Origin of the sequence: Candidatus Methanoperedens sp. (genome assembly GCA_027460535.1) — an archaeon.
Taxonomy (GTDB): Archaea; Halobacteriota; Methanosarcinia; order Methanosarcinales; family Methanoperedenaceae; genus Methanoperedens.
Window position 1 is genome coordinate 53,865 of record JAPZAR010000011.1, and the last position, 16,644, is coordinate 70,508.

Sequence of the window (16,644 nt, forward strand, 5' to 3'; positions counted from 1 at the left end):
TTCATACTTTCCACCATTTTTATCTTACCTCAAAGGATGTTAACAATCTGATGCAGAGTTGTTAATAGCAGACATGCTGATGCTAATATAGTTAAGGTTTGTTAAATTCTTTTTGCTCTATAATATTTTACAAGTTAAGGTTATTCTACTGAATTCTAACTGCACTTGTTGATTTTACTTTTCAATATTTGATGTCATGAAATATGTTTTCCTACAAATCGGGTAGTGTGACACTTGTGACATAAGTTTTTATATCATCAACCGCAATTCAGGCAAGATATACTATGACAAATAGAAGGGATCGTCTTTTACGTAATTGAATCGCTTCAGAACAAGAAAATAAGCATTTTTGATACCACGCTCCGGGATGGGGAACAGACCCCCGGCGTATCGCTAACCTCTGAGGAAAAACTTCTCATTGCAGGGCAGCTTGATAAATTGGGCGTGGATATCATCGAGGCTGGTTTCCCCATGTCTTCGGAGGGGGAAAAGGCAGGAGTAAAGAAAATAGTCGATGCAGGCCTCAATTTACAGATATGTGGGCTTTCAAGGGTAATAAAATCCGATGTAGACGCATGCCTTGACTGCGGCGTTGACATGATACATACCTTTGTCTCCACATCCGATGTTCAGCGCATAAGCACTATCAAAAAGAGCAGGGACGAAGTGTATAAGATGGCGATAGACGCTGTTGAATACATCAAAGACCACGGCGTAAAGTGTATGTTCTCTGCCATGGATGCAACGAGGACTGATATGGATTACCTCATAAGCATTTATAAAGGCGTGGAAGCCGCGCACTGCGATATCATAAACGTGCCTGATACCGTTGGCATAGCTGTGCCTTCTGCCATGTATAAGCTCATAAGCGAGGTCGCTGCGAACGTGAAAATTCCCATCGATGTGCACTGCCATAATGACTTCGGGCTTGCGGTGGCGAACAGCCTTGCCGCAGTCGAGGCGGGGGCAAGTCAGGTGCAGGTCACAATTAACGGCCTGGGCGAGCGTGCAGGCAACGCAGACCTTGCCGAGACCGTCATGGGACTGCATTCCCTGTACGGCGCGAAGACCAATATCAATACCCAGTATATTGTCGAGACATCACATCTGGTCGAGAGGCTGACCGAGGTAAGAATGCCGCCCACAATGCCAATCGTTGGGGAAAATGCTTTCGCCCACGAATCGGGCATACACACGCACGGGGTGCTCGTGAGATCTGACACCTTCGAGCCAGGGGTAATGACCCCTGAGATGGTGGGGCACCGCCGCCGCATCGTGCTCGGGAAGCATGCTGGAAAGCATGCAGTAAAACAATCGCTTGAAAGTGCAGGCCTTCATCCTACCGAAGAGCAGCTAAACGACATTTTGAAGAGAATAAAAGATATTGGCGATAAGGGCAAGCGAGTGACCGATGCCGACCTCCATGCCATAGCAGAATCGATCATAGGTACAACTTCAAAAGGCGAGCAGGCTATAGTCCTGAAAGAAGTATCCGTTATGACCGGGAATATCATTACCCCGACGGCGACTGTAAAAGCCATCGTTAATGGAAAAGAGCGCATTGGTGCAAATATCGGCGTAGGGCCAGTGGATGCGGCACTGAATACCGTAACAAGCATCCTCGGTGATTACAAGGTCAAACTCCGCGATTTCAGGATCGAGGCGATATCGGGCGGCTCTGATGCCCTTGCCGAGGTAATAATCGGGGTTGAGGATGAAAAAGGCAGAGTGGTATCTGCGCGTGCCACGAACGAAGATATAGTCATGGCGTCCGTCGAGGCTCTCGTGGCGGCAATAAACCAGCTTTTAAGAGGAAGGGACAAGATTTAATTCTTGCACATGCGTTTGGTGGTCTGAAAGCGATTTCTTGACATATTCTTTGCAGCCTGCAAGTATCTGTTCAGGGTCGCCAAAGACATCCATACCTGCTGCACCTTCATGCCCTCCCCCCGTACCGTTGAATTTAACGCTTATCTCTTCCATCAATCTTGCAAGATTGACGCCTGCATTTATGGCAAATTTTCTTGCCCTCGCGCTCACTTTGACGAGATTGTCCTCCTTTGATGCCACAAAAGCCACATCCGCTCCGATAGAGATCAGATTCGAGGCCGCTGCCCCCCCAAAGGAACTCACTTGAGAAGTAACGATAATATATTCATTCACCCTCTCGATCGACGTGCGCTGGGCAGCTTTTAAGAAAGCGATACGCATTGAAATATCCTGCGGGAGAGATGACAGGGCATCCATCACCTCGCTGTACTCGATGCCACTTAATTCTATAAGGGCGGCAACTGCCTTAAAGGAATCCGCCGATGCATGCTTGAAATTCCCGGTATCGGTTATAATACCCGAAATAAGCGCAAATGCCGCGCGCCGCATTATCGGAGCTCCCATTTTGTTTAAAACTTCAAGGACAATTTCCGCAGTCGAGCTCTTGTTCCTGTGAAGGCAAAACGCAGCATTCTCATTCAATGAAGTGGTAGCGTGATGATCTATAACCGCATATTTCTTTAACTGAAAGCCATTCAACTGGGCAAGGGTAGATGTGTCCACTACCACAACCATGTCATAATCATCCGCAGGATTTGTGACGTATTCGATACCAAGTTGCCTGGCGATAACAGATGCTACCCTGTCGCATCCGTCTATGACACCTATCGTGCCTCCAATTGCTTCTTTTAATGCAAATGCACTTCCAAGCGCATCAGGGTCTGCATTGCGGTGGCACAGGTAAAGTATATTATGGTAATCCAGCAGCTGGCTATAGAATTCTGATTCGTCTATCTCCATGATCACTGGGCAACCGGGGTACCGATAGCCTGTTTGAGTTGCTCCTGCAATTGCTGGAATCTCTTCTGTGCGCGTTCTTCCTGGCGTGCGAGGGTCTGCATTCGAAGGTCAAGTGTGTCCTTTTTTTCCTTGAGATAATCTTTTGTCTTATCACGTTCAGATTTGATCAAAAGATCTCCTATCGCCCTGTACACAACAGCATCAGAATCAAGTTTTTCAAGTTCCTCAAGCGCGAGTTCAGTCTCTTTCAATGTGATCTCTACCTGATTTTTCTGAACTGCGATTGCCTGCGCCTGCTGCTGAATTTGCTGCATCTGTGCAAGCTGGTTCTTAATTTGTGGGGGTAATTCCTGACTCATTTTTTTCACCTATATCTGGGTGTAGTATTGCCAAGCCTCAATTTATAATTTGTGCATTCGCGATAGAACCCATCTCAAAGGAGATCTTTATCAATCGAAGCCATCCATTCAGGGCCGCACGCATCGATACAATGTCACTGGCTTCCACATTCAGAAAAAGTGCGTTGCCCTCCAGCCTGAGAGTTGATCTTGTGCGCTGATAATCCTCCCCCAGCTCCGGGAGCAGTGATTCATAGATTATCCTGGCGTTTCTTCCGAAATCAAATTCAAATTCCGCGAGTACGAGCATGAGCACTGATAAGTTTTACCTTTATATTTAAGTTTCAGTGACTCATTCCATTAAATTTTTAAGCGATACCGATATTATAGCTATGATTAAATCCGATGGATTCGTGGATTGCAGTTGAAATAATAATAATATCCGTACTGATTGTATTATCTGCTTTTTTTTCACTTTCAGAGACCGCACTTCTCTCGGTGAATAAAATACGTATCAGGCACCTGGCTGAAACCGGGAATAAGAATGCAAAAGTGTTGGTCAAACTGCTTGAAAACCCGGAACTCTTCCTTGCTGCAATACTGATAGGGAATAATATCGTAAATATAAGCGCAGCGGTACTGGCTACAGATGCGGCGCTGCGCACTTTTGGAGGGTCAGGTATCGCGATAGCGACCGGCGTGATGACCCTGTTCATCCTTGTTTTCGGTGAGGTTTTCCCAAAAACCCTGGCTTCCAGGAACTCTGAATACATAGCTATGCATGTCGCTAATCCCATTGTGGCGATAATCAATATCCTAAGACCTGTTGTCTGGTTCATTACAACGATCGTAAATTCCATGATTCTACTCCTGGGAGGGAGGGAACGTGTAAGGCATCCTTTCGTTACTGAGGAATTAATTGAAATGATGCTGAAGGTGGGTGAAAAAGAGGGGACAATCGCAAAACACGAGAGGGAAATAATAAGTAAGGTTTTTGATTTTACTGATGAAAAGGCGCACGGGGTTATGACCCCGAGAGATAAGATCGTATCCATAGAAGAATCTGAAACGCTCGAAGCCGCGCTTGCAGAAATTAATCAGTCTGGGCATTCCAGGTTACCTGTCTATAAAAAGAATTTTGATAACATCGTAGGAATGATTTATGCAAAAGATCTTCTTAAATTCAGGGATATTGATCTCGCCAGGTTAAAAGTATACCAGATCCTGCGCCCACTCCTGGTGGTGAAAGCAGGAAAGGAGATATCTTTGATACTGAAAGAATTGCAGCAAAAGAAAATGAATATCTCAGTAGTGGTAGACAATGATATGAAGGTTATCGGACTTGTCTCTATCGAGGATATATTGGAGGAACTGGTGGGGGAGATATTCGATGAGTACGATATGGAAGCTGAAAGTTCAGCTCAAAAAATGTAGTCACTCCTTCATCCTCGACCCGCCCGGCGGCAGGAACATCGCTATCCTGTCTGGCGAGGCGATGGTCTTGATGAGTTTCTTATCCTCGAATTTCTCGTAGAGCATACGGTATATCTTCTTTGAAAGGTCGTTCTGGTTGAATTCTCCTGGCTCTATCTCGATAATAAGCTCTGCCCTTTTCTTCACCGCGCTCAAAGGCCCTCCTATCAGCCTTTTCTCCTCATTGAAAATTATACCCAGAGAAGCTCCCAGGATAACGTCTTTAAAATAATTGCGCTTCCCCCTTATCACGAAAGCCCCTTTTGCAACATACTCTCCGGATTCCGGTGTCTTTGAGACCTGCTCTGGAAGCACCCAGTAGGCATCACCGCTTGCCTGTCCCGATTTCCATATACCTGAATAGGAGACCGTGAACTGCGCAGCTTCAAGAAGCGTTGTATCGGGAACTTCTTTTCCCTCTGTTTTTACCAGGACCGCTGGCGAACCTGAGACGTGGGCGTGGAAGAAAATATCCCTTTTCTCAAGGTATTTTTTCACGATATCTTCGTTGCTCTGCGCATCCCGCCCTCCGATAACGAGGAACCCATCAGAGGAGATGAACCACCTGAACTGCTCAAACCACTTCTGTCTGGGTTTTTCCGTCTTCCTTCTGATCTCTGGAGCTTCTTTTTTTCCGGATAATTTCTTTGTTTCCTCTATCGCGGAAAGTGCGCCTTTTATCTTTGAGGAGAGTTTTTTGGATTTGTCGTAATGCACCTGGGAATTCTGGTTTACCGTTAGTTTGATATCCAGTTCTACTTCTTCTCCGTCAAGAGCAACATTGATGGTTCCTTTTACAGGATTGATGGATTTTATCGCTCTGGCTTCGGGCATATCTGAATTTTTCAGGATGTTCCCGATCTCATCCCATGAATACCCTTTATCCCTGGCGCTTTTGACGGCTTTCAAAATCCCATCACATATCTGATAATGTGCGTAGATAAGCTCGCCCCTGTGTACCAGTTTCTCTTCTTCATCCTTGAATTTCCCAAGTGCAAGCATCTGTTTTTGCATGCGGTACTCATACAATCCGGGTTTCTCAGGCTTCTTCTCTCCTGGAACTTCTTTTGCTTCTGCCGCTTTTCTTCCTGTTACAGCACCGAAATATTCATCCAGCGCCTCGTTGAAAGTGTTGAAATATTTCTTTTCATGCTTTTCGTATTGAGATAGTGGAAGTGGAAGCACGTCTATCGCTTTTCCATCCTTGAAAACGATATGAGACTTAAGGTCTGAAGTTAGAGGCTTGAAAACTTCTTGTATCGCATTCAATACAGGCATCGCATCGCTTATCTCCCTTGCCGGCGTGCCTTTGTCAATGCCCGCTCGCAGGCAGATCTCTTCAGCGTACTGCCCGCCCATATTCATACGTGTTGCCACTGTCCTGACAATGTCCGAATCGGATTGCGAGAAAATCTCTTTTAACTCATCGAGCTTTGCCGTGATGGGGGAAAGCTGCGCCTGCGGAAGTTCATAGGTCTCTCCGCGCACAACTCTCCTGTCCCTGAAACTGATGGATTTTAATGGCAGGATTATCCGTTTTTCAGCATCCAGCAGGATAATATTACCTTTTGAGAAAAGTTCGATGAGCAGGATTGTTTTATCCTCCCCTCGCTGGACATGTATCTCGATTATGCGGTCAAAATCATACTGCAATATCTCGGTTATCCTGCCTCCGCTCAGGTGTTTGCGCAGCAGCATGGGAAAGGACTGCGGGAGTTTCTGGGCAACCTCAGGATGCGCAGTGAGGTGAAGGCGCCGTCCCGCCTCGATTACCAGATTCGTTCTTCCCTCTTTGAAAATATGAAGTCCTATCCTGACCTCGTCAGGTGAATGCTGATATATCTTCGCGATTTTTGCATCGAGAAGACGGGGGCGGAGTTCTTTGATGAGCGCGGCAACATCCACGCTAGACATTTCCTGTTTCATTTGAGGGTCATATGTGACCGATTTAATTTAAGCTAATGGGATGCCGCGCAGATGATCAAATCAGACCCTTCAGATACTCGGTTATTTTCACTGTCACATCCACGCCACATGCTTCGAATATCCCCTTACCCGAAGGCGTTCCATTGATCTCAATGACATAATCCCCCTCGATAATATCCACGCCTGCATAGACCGTGCCTATGATTTTTGCGGCTTCCAAGGCCAGCTCTTCCTGTTCATCTGTCAGTTCGCAGGATTTCGCGCTTCCTCCCTGGCTAAGGTTATTTATCCAGCTTCCTGCCGGAGCGATCCTGTAAATTGAACCTACTACCTTATTATCCACAACAAACACACGGATGTCCCTGCCGGGATTGGGAATGAATTCCTGGATATATATAAGACCATTTTTTTCAAATAGCTCTTTAAGTCTCAGTGTCCCACGCTCTCCATTTTTTATGCACTCAACATCTATTCCCTTATACCCGAACACTGGTTTCACCACGGCGCGCCCGAAAGAAGCAAGAGCATCTTGAGCATCCTTGATGTTATTGGTTACCACTGTCTTGGGTGTCGATATTCCGTTCTTCTGAAACAAATAGCTTGAAATGTACTTGTTTGCCGCCCTTGATATTGACTCAGGGGAATTGATGACTACAACTCCAAGTTCTTTGAGCTGGCTGAGAATATCGTATCTGAACGCAGTGCCATTCTGGGTCACAGGTCCCATGTCCCGGACGATAACTGCGGAAAGTTCGGTCAGGTCAATTCCGTCTGCATGTATTTTACCCGATGAGATATTCGAAGTCGCATCGCTGAAGCTGAACTTTACAGGCTGCATCCCTTGATCTCTCACAGAATTAAAGAGAGCCACACCTGTCCAGTCATCAGGGTCTCTAACTACAATCCCAACTCTTTTCATGAGAGTATCAACCTTTGCGTCAACCTATCTGATGACATAATATACCGCTTTACCCGCGCCCTTTTGCTCAATCAGTTTGAATTCGATCATCTTTAGAAGCTCCTTGTGCGCGGCCTGGCGGGATATTTTGAAAATTGTCTGGAACTGGCTCGCACAACTCCCGTCTCAAGATGCCTGAATCTGGATACCAAACAGTACAGGAAATTCACCACCTTCTCAGCAGCATCTATTATCACGCCATCGCTTGATGCAACAATGTCCTTTGAACACTTCAGATCATAATCCACCTGTTTCGAGGTTCTTGCGTCTCCTTTTAATCCAAATTCGTCGATTCCCTTGCGTAGCACCCTTGCAAGCAAACCGCTCTTGCTTATCTGTGAATCCAGAAGAAAGCAAACATAAGACGGATTCGCCTCTTTTAAGAACTCCAATATCAACTCAATTGCCTTATCAGAACCTTCTGAAGCCTTAAAATTTCGAAACGTTCCCTTGATATCCCTAATAACCCCGTCATCACAAAGGTATGCCTTTTTCTCGATAATACTCTCCATACCGATAATGATATTATATCCATCAATCATAATATTATTTTCATTTATGCTATCGCAAGGCAAAAATTTAGCCTGCCTACTTTCTGAAACCTCCCCCCCCAGAACAGTCCTTGCGAGAAGGTATCTTGAATCTGCACCAAGACGGTAATGATCGCATACAAAAGCAACAACTGCTCTTTGGGTATAACCCCTGTCGAGAAGGTACCTGATGTCCATAGCCGCATCCTCCAGATTCATGGGCTCACCCGGAATCGCAGAAGCGCCGCAATCCCGCCCAGCGATTCAAGTTTCTTTCCTGGTTCGAATTCCGTGCTGAACACCACGATCCTTCCCTGGGAATGTTCAACACTCTTTAAGAAGCCATCTATTGAATTTCCCTCGCGTTCTGTCCGCAAAAGTTCGTCAGTGATCAATAATGTCTCTATCGCACCGAGGCTCTGTGCATTCCTGACATCGGTCATACCGTAAGCTGCCCTGCCGTTCATCGAGATCTCTTTCATCAAATCCTCAATGAGGCAGGCTTCCCTGCCGATCCTTGATTCTTCCATTATCCTGTCCACAGCGCCGCGCCGCAACACTTCCTGAAATCCCGATATCCCGATGGATGAAGTGTCTTCAAGAACTATTTTCTTTGCAAGCTCCTGGTCTCTTGGTTTCAAGAAATCCAAGAAATCCTCTTTTGTAAAGCCAGGACCCGCAAGTATCACAGCATCCACTTTTTCTGACGCCCATTTCAATTGCGCTGCCAACTCGCCGAAGAACTCGTTCCGTCTATTCCCCTCGCCTTTACCGAGCGACTGGCGCAGGGAGGATGATTCTTCAACCCCGAATTGCCTTACCATACCTATGCTGGCCTCTCCTTCCTCTATTGTAGCTATAATAACCTTCGGGCGCAGACCTGCTATCTCGGCTTCCTTTATCCTCTCTATCTGGTCGTTTTTCCATTTCTTCACTATTGAAAGATTCGTTCCCTCTTCTATGTTCACTGTGTGGTATGCCCCCGTATCTATGCCTTCAAGGATTGTACCGTGCACACGCAGGCGGTTTGAGAATTTATGGAATTCCACCTTTTCCACAGTTATACCAAGCCTTACAGTTCTCTTATCTGCCTTCTCAGGTCGTAATTTATCCGTGGCCCCTTCTATTCTTCTTTTGGTAAATGCAAATACGAGATCTCCGGGCTCAAGAATATATTTCAAATGCCAGAGATCGTCCAGCGATTCTGTGATAAGTGAAATTTCGCCTTCACCGAAACGCAGTTCTTTTTTCAGGACCTTCATGCTTCACCAAAATTTGCGCAGAACATAAAAAAGAATTATGATGAAGACAATTCCCAGAGCCCATATCAAAGGCTCACTGGTAGCCTGTATTTTCGGAAGAGAATTGTTGTCATTTTGACGCATGGTATTCGCAGGAATTATCGTGGTCCCATTTGTGGCAGGCAAATCGGGATCAATGAATTGATATATGGAAATTGATACAAGGCTTTGTTCTGGCGACCCGAAATAAACCTTGTTTACCAAAACAGAGAGTATTGTGGTATTGGTCCTGTTGTACATGAAATATCCAGAACTGTATACAATATCGCTTTTTACTACTTTATCTCCCTCCGTTAACTGAAGCCAGACCGAACCGTCACTGCTTACGCTTTTCAAACTGAGCGCATACCCCTGGTACAGCTCCTGCGACTCCCCCGTGGTGAGATAAAAGCCTGTCCCGTTCAGCAGTATGCCGCCGGCTCCTGAACCTGCGGATATGAAAGCGACCGAACATAGGAATAATATCAGTACATTTCGTCCCATCATATTTTTTCATTGAGTTTGTACGCATGCTTATATATTTCCTTTGCATCTCAATGAACCATGGCAATATCGGTCAGGTTGTGCTCTGGAAGGACCGCATTTGAGGTGACCACTAATATCAAATTAGATTTAATGAAGGCAAGCCTTAAGCTCAATTCAAAAGTGGCGACAAAGCACATTCTGCTGCTGAATTATAGTGGTGTGGAAATCTCGATGTACCCGAGCGGCAGGATGATCATCAAGGCAGCTAATGAGGAGGATTCACTGAATATAGCCAGGAATTTATTATCCGAACTTGGATTTACTGAAAAACGATGACCAAAAACATGATAAAACATTAAAACAATAATGCACCTGTGAAATTTATGAAAAGTTATTTGATCGTATGGTTCAGCAGCGAAGGTGGCAAGCCTTCAGAAATCAATCAGCGCCTTATGTCACTCGGATTTAAACCCATGCAGGGAACCCATGATTTTGTCTATGAATGGAGAAAGAATGTCGAAGTGGATGAGATCCTGCGGTTCGGTGATAAGGTCCAGATGACGCTTAAGGGTTTGGATGTGATGTTCAAGCTTGAAACTATCAACAGTTAATCTGTTATCATATTCTTTACCTCTTCTGTTATCGAAAACTATTAATTGTGGCGGAACAATATAGTAATTTGCTCGTTACACATCTAGTGTAATGGGTGCACGCTACGATGAGCTAGCAAGTGATCGGCAGAAGAACCTCGGAAATATTCCGACTTCCAGGGTGTAAATTCCCGGTGACCTTTCAAGGTCTGACAGGAAGGCGGTTTGACTGGATCTCTTCCAAAAGGGTGCCAAAGAAAGCACATGGAGTGCAATTTACGGCGAAGACAACACAAAATCAGTGTTGCGAGGGTGCTGTAAGCCCGCGGGGGGTCAGCTCATCAACCCTATCATCATTTTACAGACACGTATTCAATATCCTTTAAAGGATTATTGATATCTCTTAACATGAATTCCCTGTTGACGTGATTCCCGCGTTTTTCAAGTTTATTGTCCCTGTGCATTCTGGCAAGATACGTGGATACCGTGCTCAGGCCGATTTTTCCATAAATGCTTTCATATCTCTTTTTTACATCAAGGGATGAGAACCAGACCCCGGAGAACTCAAATCTTAAGAACATCTCTAACCGTTCTTTTAGAGTGAGATTTGGCGCAGCAGAGTTTGAAGAAATGGATGTTTCAGTTGCTTCCATGTCACTCAATACAACAGACTCGATGAACTTGATAGCAGAAACCGCCAGGAACTCGCCCTCGAATTCTCCGAATGCCCGTGTGCCGTCATCTTGAACTATATTGATCTGGACTTCATCGGCATCCACAGAATTTAAGTATTTGATCGCAAGTAGGGTTGAATCGGGGCCCTTGTAGTTTACTGTGCCTGCATTTTTTCCTTCGATTTCCAACCGTATTTTCATAATACCTCAAAATATGAGGGCTGTTCGCCTCATTGAGGCGAACAGCAACGCCTCCGGAGCATCCGGATTTCCCCTCCGATGTCTCCAATCGGGTGAAATTGTGAACGACACTTCATATGAAAGTCCAACTATATAAGCTTTTCAGATGAAATAGAGGTTATATTTAGTTGTATACAAAAAAAAACATCCTGAACAGTTTATTTGATAAAAAACAGTTCTTAAAATCGTATTTATTAAATAAATCGTTGAAAACGTTTGTTCTGGTATTAAATGTCCTAATATTCTTGGGATTAATTTTCCATTTGAAATAATGGGGTAGTATTTTTTTACTTGAACACACTTATTCACAATTTTCAATCGAAACCAAGGTTCCGAATAAATTCTAATTAAAGATATTGAATTAAGAGAGATTTTCTCAAAATACAGCATATTAGAAGCGCAAAACCAGTATAACCCTTTGAGAGGGCTTAATCCCCTATAAAGTCCGGCTAATTTTACAGGATTAATTTTCCATTTGAAGTAGAGGGGTAGTATTTTTTTACTTGAACACACTTATTCACAGTTTGTGTCTTAAATAAATCCATATTCATCAAGGAAAATCCAGGAATATTATCCTTTCCCTTTTCTTATCAGGAAATGGAAATGCTCTCCCTCTTTGAACAACTTTAAGAACTGGTGCCCGGCCCTCTTGGCCCAGCGCGGGATATCCTGCACTGCGGCAGGATCATCCGTCACCATCTCCAGTACCTGCCCTACCTCAATATTTTCCATTTCCTGCGTGGTATTAAAGATCGGTATAGGACAAAAGAGCCCCACGCAATCAAGTAATCTATCAGGTTTGATCTTTTCTTCTTCGTTCATTTCAATCAGGTCCTACCTTCTTGCCATAATAATCGTAGAATACCATATCTTCAAGCCTTTTCCTGGAATTTTCATCATGCTTCTGCGGAACGATCTCGGGATAGCCCACAGGAATGATTGTCAATACGAAATTAGTCTTTGGCACTTTAAGTATTTCACCGACTTTATCCCTTTCTATACTTACCCAGCACGTACCTATCCCCAGTTCCATTGCTGCAAGCATCATATTCTGCACGGCCATAGCTGCGGCGAACCTGGTCTCTCCGATGCTCTCCACCCATGAGAATTTCCCGCTCACAGGCGGCACGACAACCGCGATCGCCATGGGAGCCGCTTCAAGATAACCGGAATATCTGGCAAATTTCGAGATTGATTTCAGGGTCTCTTTATCTTTTATGATAATGAATTCCCATGGTTGGGTATTAAACGGGCTTGGAGCCCATCTGCCAGCTTCAAGTATTTTCCCGATCGCTTCATCGTTGATCAACTCTGGTTTGAACTGGCGAACCGCACTCCTGTTCCTGACCGCTTCCGAGACATCCATACATTCCCTTCTTTAGCCTTAAGCCCTCGAGAATATAACTCTTTTGGTTTTAAAAAATCAATATGCGGATTGAAGCGTGGATAATCTTTGGATGCGTTTGAGCATATTGGGATGCGTGCTCAGGATTTCCATGATCTTATCCGTGGTCTTTATTTTAACTGGCTTGGTTCTGAGCATCATTAATTCGTTCCGGTCTATGCTTCCGTTTCTGTCAAGGTCAATCTGAGATAATTCCCTTAAATCGTTGCCTGCAAGTGACGGGTCATTTGCGAAAAACGCCTTCATTCCTTCTACCTGCTTTAACGAGTCCTTCGATACCCTTGCGCTCCCATAAACGAGTTTGTATAAAGCGGAAGCTAGATGATGAGGTGCACTGCCAAGCTCTACTGAGCCTTCATCGGCATAATATTCCCTGACCCTCGACACATACAGCACGAGAAGATTTGTCACCAGGTATAGCACAAATGCGGCAATCCCAATCAGGACATTATTACCGCGCTCCCTGCCGCCCGAGAAGAGCGAGTTCCATGCCAGATACCAGCATATCATCGGGATTACGCTGATCATCGTCAGTACCACAACATCCTTGTGTTTCAGGTGTGACATCTCATGCCCGAGAACAGCCCTGAGCTCTTTTTCATCCAGAAGATTCATTATCCCTTCGGTAACACACACCCGCCCATCGCTCTCCCATCTCCCGAATGCGAAAGCGTTGGGGACAGGTATTTTTGCGATGCCTATTCTTGGTTTGGGGATTCTTGCATAGCTTGCAAGTTCGCCGACCATCCTGTGAAGCGCAGGATATTCCGTCTCACTTACATATCTCACGCCCATAGACCATTCTACCATCTTTGGGCCGATCATATACTGAATGAACAGCATCACCGAAGCCAGGATCCCGTAGAAATAAAATCCTGTCACTCCCATGTAACTTGCCGCAAATGCCACAAGTCCGTAAACTATGGCGAACATAACCGCCATTACAAGGTATAGTCTCAATTTAAGCCACATAATTTTCACTATCTTTACTTTTTCTCAGATAAATACTTTGTCCAATTTATTGCGCGCCGATGCCAGCGCTTCGCTTCCTGCTATTTCGACTGCGAAGCTATCAGCCATACATTCAAGTTCCGATTCCTTATGGTACGAGAATGTCATGAGTGCCAGTTGTTTCAAGTACGGCGTTGTGGAATTGTTGCGGATATGCCAGGCCTCGTGTGCCAGTACTGCCTTCAATTCCTCATCGCTCAATAGCTCAAGAAGCCCGAGTGACAGAAAAATCGATTTCCCTGATGCGAAAGCTCTGGGTATTGCAGAATCGTAATAGTATATCGTAGCAAACGTCAGCCTGTCCACGAATTCCTGTGTCCATTCCAAGATACTGACTGCCGGCCTGGCATTGAGACGCTTGATCAGTATCCTGTCATAAAACCGAAGCACTCCGAACATTATTACAGAAGATATCACTACGTAAGCGAAGTAAAGATACAAAGTCAGCATACCGCTGCATTTCATCAAATAAAATGCAGAAACGATAGCCAAAAGAACAGCTCCCTGAGCAGAAACAAATGTCAAAAGCCTCTGTTTTGGATTCCTTATTATCAGGCTCGCTGCCAGTAATGTTATCGAAATAACGACAATAAGCCCGACATAAGGAGCAAGATCTGATAACTTCAGGCAAAGCCCGAAGCAATTGAATTCACTAAATATATTCATTTCTTATCACTGTATTTTGAGAAATTCTCAAGTGCGACAGGCCCGAAGGCATCCACAAGACTATCCAGGATCTTCGTGGTGATTTCAGAAGCAGCCTCTTCTTCAGAGAAAGCTGGCTCATACACATATCGAACCCTCCCATTAATATTTTCGACATGCCGCATCGCATATCCTGCTTTGACCAGCCTGTCAAGTGTGCCCGCCACACTTGTCAGTGGTATCTCTGTCTTTTCTGTAAGCTCCGATGTGGTCATCTCACCTTCACCCCATAATACCTTCATAATCTCTGCTTCAATGGGACTGAAGAACTTTGTGAGACCATCGTTAGAGATATTAATCTGATCAAGCTTAACCATGAGTTTACAATTGACGTAAACAGTATTAAAGATTGCGGGAAAAACCCAAAAACTATAATTAACAAACCTGCATGGTTAGAGTACCATGGATTTGCATAAGATAGCCAGAGAGATCAGGGAATTCGAGGGCGTGACCCGAAAAAAGCCCATTGCAGACCTGATCAATATCTTCGAGAGCGTTCGCTCTGAATATGCTAATTCTGTTGTAGATTTCGGCGATGACGCAGCCGTGATAGATATCGGAGGAGAGGATTATATTTTGTTTGCAGCAGACGGCATCTGGGGCAGGCTCATCAATGCAAGCCCCTGGTGGGCGGGCTACACTTCCGTGCTCGTCAATGTTAACGATATAGCTGCGATGGGCGGCAAACCCGTAGCCATGGTGAATGTGCTTTCTTCCGACGATAAGAATGCATGCAAGGAACTGCTAAGAGGCATCAGGGATGGAATAGCAAAATTCGGCGTCCCGATGGTGGGAGGTCATCTGCACCCCGATACACCGTACACCGCGCTTTCAGTGGCAATCATCGGGACTGTCAAAAAAGGATGCGAGATAAGAAGCGGTACGGCACGCACTGGAGATTCCATAATAGCTGCATATGATATGAAAGGAAGGATCGGCCCCAATTCGCCCTTCAGTTTTGACTCTACGACCATGAAGGAACCTGAGGAAGTACGTGCTAAGTACAGGGTGATGCAGACAATAGGAGAGAGGGGACTTGTAACGGCAGGAAAGGACATAAGCAATCCGGGCTTGATCGGAACACTTGGCATGCTCCTTGAGACCAGTTCAAAAGGCGCAAGAGTATATCTTGAAAAGATACCTGTCCCTGAAAATATTGATCTTGCTCAATGGCTAAAGGTTCATCCTGCGACGGGATTCATATTGACGTGTTCTCCTGAGAAGGAAAATGAAGTGATACGCCTTTTTGAGGAGGGAGGATATACGGCAGCAAACATCGGCATCATAGAAGGTACATCGAGGCTTGACATCTGCCATCTGAATGAGTGCGCCACCGTATTTGATTTCAAGACTGATGTCGTCACCGGGATTACTCAATAGGGTTTTCAGGAGGAGATCGCGTATCTTGCAGCCTCCTCGATTGTTCCAACTTCCCTTATTTCGATTCCAATATAGCCTACATCACTTGCCTGCCCCAGCGGCACGAGGAACATAACTGCCCCATTCTGTTTCGCAGCAAGCGCTTTTGCCCTCGCTGCCCCGATCTTGCCAATTGAATGGTCCTCGTTTATTGTCCCCGTTATGTACACGTCATTCCTAAGTTTCTTGCCCTCCATGGCAGCTATAACCGCAAGGGTCATGGCAGAGCCCGCACTCCCTCCCGCAATCTCCAAACCCGGCGCTTCCACGGGTGCTTCTATATTGATCAACACATCTTTATTAGAAAGGCTTGTCCTGGTTACTTCACGGGCGACACGCACTGCGGTCTGCGCTGAGAATTGAAGCGTCGGATCGAAAAGCACGTTGGCAACATTGATAAAGAGACTGCCATTTCCGTTCTTCAGGACGACCTCCACCGGGATCACATGACCTATTTCGTTCTGGTCCACCGCTACCACGCCATAGTCGCTCTTGGCGACCATTGTGAGGTTGATGATTTCCTGTTGAAGTTTCTGGCTGGCCACAGTCTCGTTTCTTAATTGCTCATCTTTCATGGATAAATTCTGCCTGAGGTCAGCTATGCTTGATTCAAGCCGGGTTATCCTTTCTTTTTGGTTTTCTGAAAGATTCTTGAGTTCGCCTATAGTTATATCTTGAAGCTTCAATTTTTGAATATTATCAAATAGTAGAACGGACGTGCCGATCAATAAAATACTGATGATTACCGTCAGAATTTTTAGGAACCTATTATTATCCGGTAATTTCTCCACCATGTTTATTAGTATTCCATAATGTAAA

General features: G+C 45.2%; 20 protein-coding genes. 5 read left to right on the forward strand and 15 right to left on the reverse strand.

Annotation, left to right across the window (positions count from 1 at the left end):
* Nucleotides 1–291 precede the first annotated feature (291 nt).
* A complete protein-coding gene (locus tag O8C65_04725; protein MCZ7356215.1) occupies nucleotides 292–1,830 on the forward strand; it encodes a 2-isopropylmalate synthase in 1,539 nt (512 codons plus the stop codon).
* Here the strand turns inward: O8C65_04725 and O8C65_04730 are convergent.
* From O8C65_04730 to O8C65_04740, 3 genes are read right to left on the reverse strand one after another with little or no spacing between them, the layout of a single operon-like run.
* On the reverse strand, nucleotides 1,807–2,790 hold the full coding sequence (locus O8C65_04730) for a DHH family phosphoesterase (protein ID MCZ7356216.1): 984 nt from the start codon (nucleotides 2,788–2,790) through the stop codon (nucleotides 1,807–1,809). The two genes, O8C65_04725 and O8C65_04730, sit on opposite strands and share 24 nt — an antisense overlap.
* A gap of 2 nt (nucleotides 2,791–2,792) precedes the next feature.
* Complete coding sequence (locus O8C65_04735; GenBank protein MCZ7356217.1) at nucleotides 2,793–3,149, reverse strand: prefoldin subunit beta; 357 nt, start codon at nucleotides 3,147–3,149, stop codon at nucleotides 2,793–2,795.
* 37 nt (nucleotides 3,150–3,186) lie between these two features.
* The gene (locus O8C65_04740) at nucleotides 3,187–3,438 is read right to left on the reverse strand and encodes a KEOPS complex subunit Pcc1 (protein MCZ7356218.1); all 252 of its coding nucleotides are present in this window, start codon (nucleotides 3,436–3,438) and stop codon (nucleotides 3,187–3,189) included.
* Nucleotides 3,439–3,533: 95 nt separating this feature from the next.
* Between O8C65_04740 and O8C65_04745 the strand changes: the two genes are divergently transcribed.
* Nucleotides 3,534–4,562 (forward strand): hemolysin family protein, encoded by a 1,029-nt coding sequence (locus O8C65_04745; GenBank protein ID MCZ7356219.1) that lies wholly within the window; start codon nucleotides 3,534–3,536, stop codon nucleotides 4,560–4,562.
* Here the strand turns inward: O8C65_04745 and rqcH are convergent, their stop codons facing one another.
* From rqcH to O8C65_04770, 5 genes are all read right to left on the reverse strand, one after another.
* The gene (rqcH, locus tag O8C65_04750) at nucleotides 4,563–6,527 is read right to left on the reverse strand and encodes a ribosome rescue protein RqcH (GenBank protein ID MCZ7356220.1); all 1,965 of its coding nucleotides are present in this window, start codon (nucleotides 6,525–6,527) and stop codon (nucleotides 4,563–4,565) included.
* Between the two features lie 55 nt (nucleotides 6,528–6,582).
* Nucleotides 6,583–7,446, reverse strand: coding sequence for a RimK family alpha-L-glutamate ligase (locus O8C65_04755; GenBank protein ID MCZ7356221.1), 864 nt, complete (start codon nucleotides 7,444–7,446; stop codon nucleotides 6,583–6,585).
* 92 nt (nucleotides 7,447–7,538) lie between these two features.
* On the reverse strand, nucleotides 7,539–8,234 hold the full coding sequence (locus O8C65_04760) for a DUF434 domain-containing protein (protein MCZ7356222.1): 696 nt from the start codon (nucleotides 8,232–8,234) through the stop codon (nucleotides 7,539–7,541).
* Complete coding sequence (locus O8C65_04765; GenBank protein MCZ7356223.1) at nucleotides 8,231–9,277, reverse strand: mRNA surveillance protein pelota; 1,047 nt, start codon at nucleotides 9,275–9,277, stop codon at nucleotides 8,231–8,233. Before O8C65_04765 ends, O8C65_04760 begins: the two co-directional genes overlap by 4 nt.
* Before the next feature lie 3 nt (nucleotides 9,278–9,280).
* Nucleotides 9,281–9,802, reverse strand: a complete 522-nt coding sequence (locus O8C65_04770) for an S-layer protein domain-containing protein (GenBank protein MCZ7356224.1) — start codon at nucleotides 9,800–9,802, stop codon at nucleotides 9,281–9,283.
* Nucleotides 9,803–9,859: 57 nt separating this feature from the next.
* On the opposite strand from O8C65_04770, the gene O8C65_04775 reads away from it, so the two are divergent.
* Both O8C65_04775 and O8C65_04780 read left to right on the forward strand, forming a co-directional pair.
* Nucleotides 9,860–10,117 carry a hypothetical protein gene (locus O8C65_04775; protein MCZ7356225.1) on the forward strand — a complete coding sequence of 86 codons (258 nt, stop codon included), beginning with the start codon at nucleotides 9,860–9,862 and terminating at the stop codon, nucleotides 10,115–10,117.
* Nucleotides 10,118–10,164: 47 nt separating this feature from the next.
* Nucleotides 10,165–10,392, forward strand: coding sequence for a hypothetical protein (locus O8C65_04780; GenBank protein ID MCZ7356226.1), 228 nt, complete (start codon nucleotides 10,165–10,167; stop codon nucleotides 10,390–10,392).
* A 332-nt stretch (nucleotides 10,393–10,724) separates the two neighbouring features.
* Here the strand turns inward: O8C65_04780 and O8C65_04785 are convergent, their stop codons facing one another.
* The 6 genes from O8C65_04785 to O8C65_04810 all read right to left on the reverse strand — a co-directional run bounded on the left by O8C65_04785 (nucleotide 10,725) and on the right by O8C65_04810 (nucleotide 14,723).
* Nucleotides 10,725–11,246 (reverse strand): hypothetical protein, encoded by a 522-nt coding sequence (locus tag O8C65_04785; protein ID MCZ7356227.1) that lies wholly within the window; start codon nucleotides 11,244–11,246, stop codon nucleotides 10,725–10,727.
* A gap of 609 nt (nucleotides 11,247–11,855) precedes the next feature.
* A complete protein-coding gene (locus O8C65_04790) occupies nucleotides 11,856–12,107 on the reverse strand; it encodes a sulfurtransferase TusA family protein (protein ID MCZ7356228.1) in 252 nt (83 codons plus the stop codon).
* Nucleotide 12,108: 1 nt separating this feature from the next.
* Nucleotides 12,109–12,651, reverse strand: coding sequence for a nitroreductase family protein (locus O8C65_04795; GenBank protein MCZ7356229.1), 543 nt, complete (start codon nucleotides 12,649–12,651; stop codon nucleotides 12,109–12,111).
* A gap of 57 nt (nucleotides 12,652–12,708) precedes the next feature.
* Nucleotides 12,709–13,662: a zinc metalloprotease HtpX gene (locus O8C65_04800; GenBank protein MCZ7356230.1), complete on the reverse strand. Its 954-nt coding sequence runs from the start codon at nucleotides 13,660–13,662 to the stop codon at nucleotides 12,709–12,711.
* A gap of 24 nt (nucleotides 13,663–13,686) precedes the next feature.
* Nucleotides 13,687–14,367, reverse strand: a complete 681-nt coding sequence (locus O8C65_04805) for a M48 family metalloprotease (protein MCZ7356231.1) — start codon at nucleotides 14,365–14,367, stop codon at nucleotides 13,687–13,689.
* Entirely contained in the window at nucleotides 14,364–14,723 is a 360-nt protein-coding gene (locus O8C65_04810; GenBank protein MCZ7356232.1) for a BlaI/MecI/CopY family transcriptional regulator, read from the reverse strand. Before O8C65_04810 ends, O8C65_04805 begins: the two co-directional genes overlap by 4 nt.
* Nucleotides 14,724–14,808: 85 nt before the next feature.
* On the opposite strand from O8C65_04810, the gene O8C65_04815 reads away from it, so the two are divergent.
* The gene (locus O8C65_04815) at nucleotides 14,809–15,786 is read left to right on the forward strand and encodes a methanogenesis marker 2 protein (GenBank protein ID MCZ7356233.1); all 978 of its coding nucleotides are present in this window, start codon (nucleotides 14,809–14,811) and stop codon (nucleotides 15,784–15,786) included.
* Nucleotides 15,787–15,791: 5 nt separating this feature from the next.
* On the opposite strand, the gene O8C65_04820 is transcribed toward O8C65_04815, so the two are convergent.
* The gene (locus tag O8C65_04820) at nucleotides 15,792–16,619 is read right to left on the reverse strand and encodes a hypothetical protein (GenBank protein MCZ7356234.1); all 828 of its coding nucleotides are present in this window, start codon (nucleotides 16,617–16,619) and stop codon (nucleotides 15,792–15,794) included.
* Between the last annotated feature and the right edge of the window lie 25 nt (nucleotides 16,620–16,644).

Excerpts from the sequence above, each read along its gene's own strand:
- O8C65_04820 (MCZ7356234.1), bottom strand. The coding sequence starts at position 16,619 with ATGGTGGAGAAATTACCGGATAATAATAGGTTCCTAAAAATTCTGACG.
- O8C65_04755 (MCZ7356221.1), bottom strand. The coding sequence starts at position 7,446 with ATGAAAAGAGTTGGGATTGTAGTTAGAGACCCTGATGACTGGACAGGT.
- O8C65_04780 (MCZ7356226.1), top strand. The coding sequence starts at position 10,165 with ATGAAAAGTTATTTGATCGTATGGTTCAGCAGCGAAGGTGGCAAGCCT.
- O8C65_04730 (MCZ7356216.1), bottom strand. The coding sequence starts at position 2,790 with ATGGAGATAGACGAATCAGAATTCTATAGCCAGCTGCTGGATTACCAT.
- O8C65_04795 (MCZ7356229.1), bottom strand. The coding sequence starts at position 12,651 with ATGGATGTCTCGGAAGCGGTCAGGAACAGGAGTGCGGTTCGCCAGTTC.
- O8C65_04765 (MCZ7356223.1), bottom strand. The coding sequence starts at position 9,277 with ATGAAGGTCCTGAAAAAAGAACTGCGTTTCGGTGAAGGCGAAATTTCA.
- O8C65_04760 (MCZ7356222.1), bottom strand. The coding sequence starts at position 8,234 with ATGAATCTGGAGGATGCGGCTATGGACATCAGGTACCTTCTCGACAGG.
- O8C65_04790 (MCZ7356228.1), bottom strand. The coding sequence starts at position 12,107 with ATGAACGAAGAAGAAAAGATCAAACCTGATAGATTACTTGATTGCGTG.
- rqcH (MCZ7356220.1), bottom strand. The coding sequence starts at position 6,527 with ATGAAACAGGAAATGTCTAGCGTGGATGTTGCCGCGCTCATCAAAGAA.
- O8C65_04740 (MCZ7356218.1), bottom strand. The coding sequence starts at position 3,438 with ATGCTCGTACTCGCGGAATTTGAATTTGATTTCGGAAGAAACGCCAGG.
- O8C65_04815 (MCZ7356233.1), top strand. The coding sequence starts at position 14,809 with ATGGATTTGCATAAGATAGCCAGAGAGATCAGGGAATTCGAGGGCGTG.
- O8C65_04805 (MCZ7356231.1), bottom strand. The coding sequence starts at position 14,367 with ATGAATATATTTAGTGAATTCAATTGCTTCGGGCTTTGCCTGAAGTTA.
- O8C65_04785 (MCZ7356227.1), bottom strand. The coding sequence starts at position 11,246 with ATGAAAATACGGTTGGAAATCGAAGGAAAAAATGCAGGCACAGTAAAC.
- O8C65_04745 (MCZ7356219.1), top strand. The coding sequence starts at position 3,534 with ATGGATTCGTGGATTGCAGTTGAAATAATAATAATATCCGTACTGATT.
- O8C65_04775 (MCZ7356225.1), top strand. The coding sequence starts at position 9,860 with ATGGCAATATCGGTCAGGTTGTGCTCTGGAAGGACCGCATTTGAGGTG.
- O8C65_04770 (MCZ7356224.1), bottom strand. The coding sequence starts at position 9,802 with ATGATGGGACGAAATGTACTGATATTATTCCTATGTTCGGTCGCTTTC.
- O8C65_04810 (MCZ7356232.1), bottom strand. The coding sequence starts at position 14,723 with ATGGTTAAGCTTGATCAGATTAATATCTCTAACGATGGTCTCACAAAG.
- O8C65_04800 (MCZ7356230.1), bottom strand. The coding sequence starts at position 13,662 with ATGTGGCTTAAATTGAGACTATACCTTGTAATGGCGGTTATGTTCGCC.
- O8C65_04735 (MCZ7356217.1), bottom strand. The coding sequence starts at position 3,149 with ATGAGTCAGGAATTACCCCCACAAATTAAGAACCAGCTTGCACAGATG.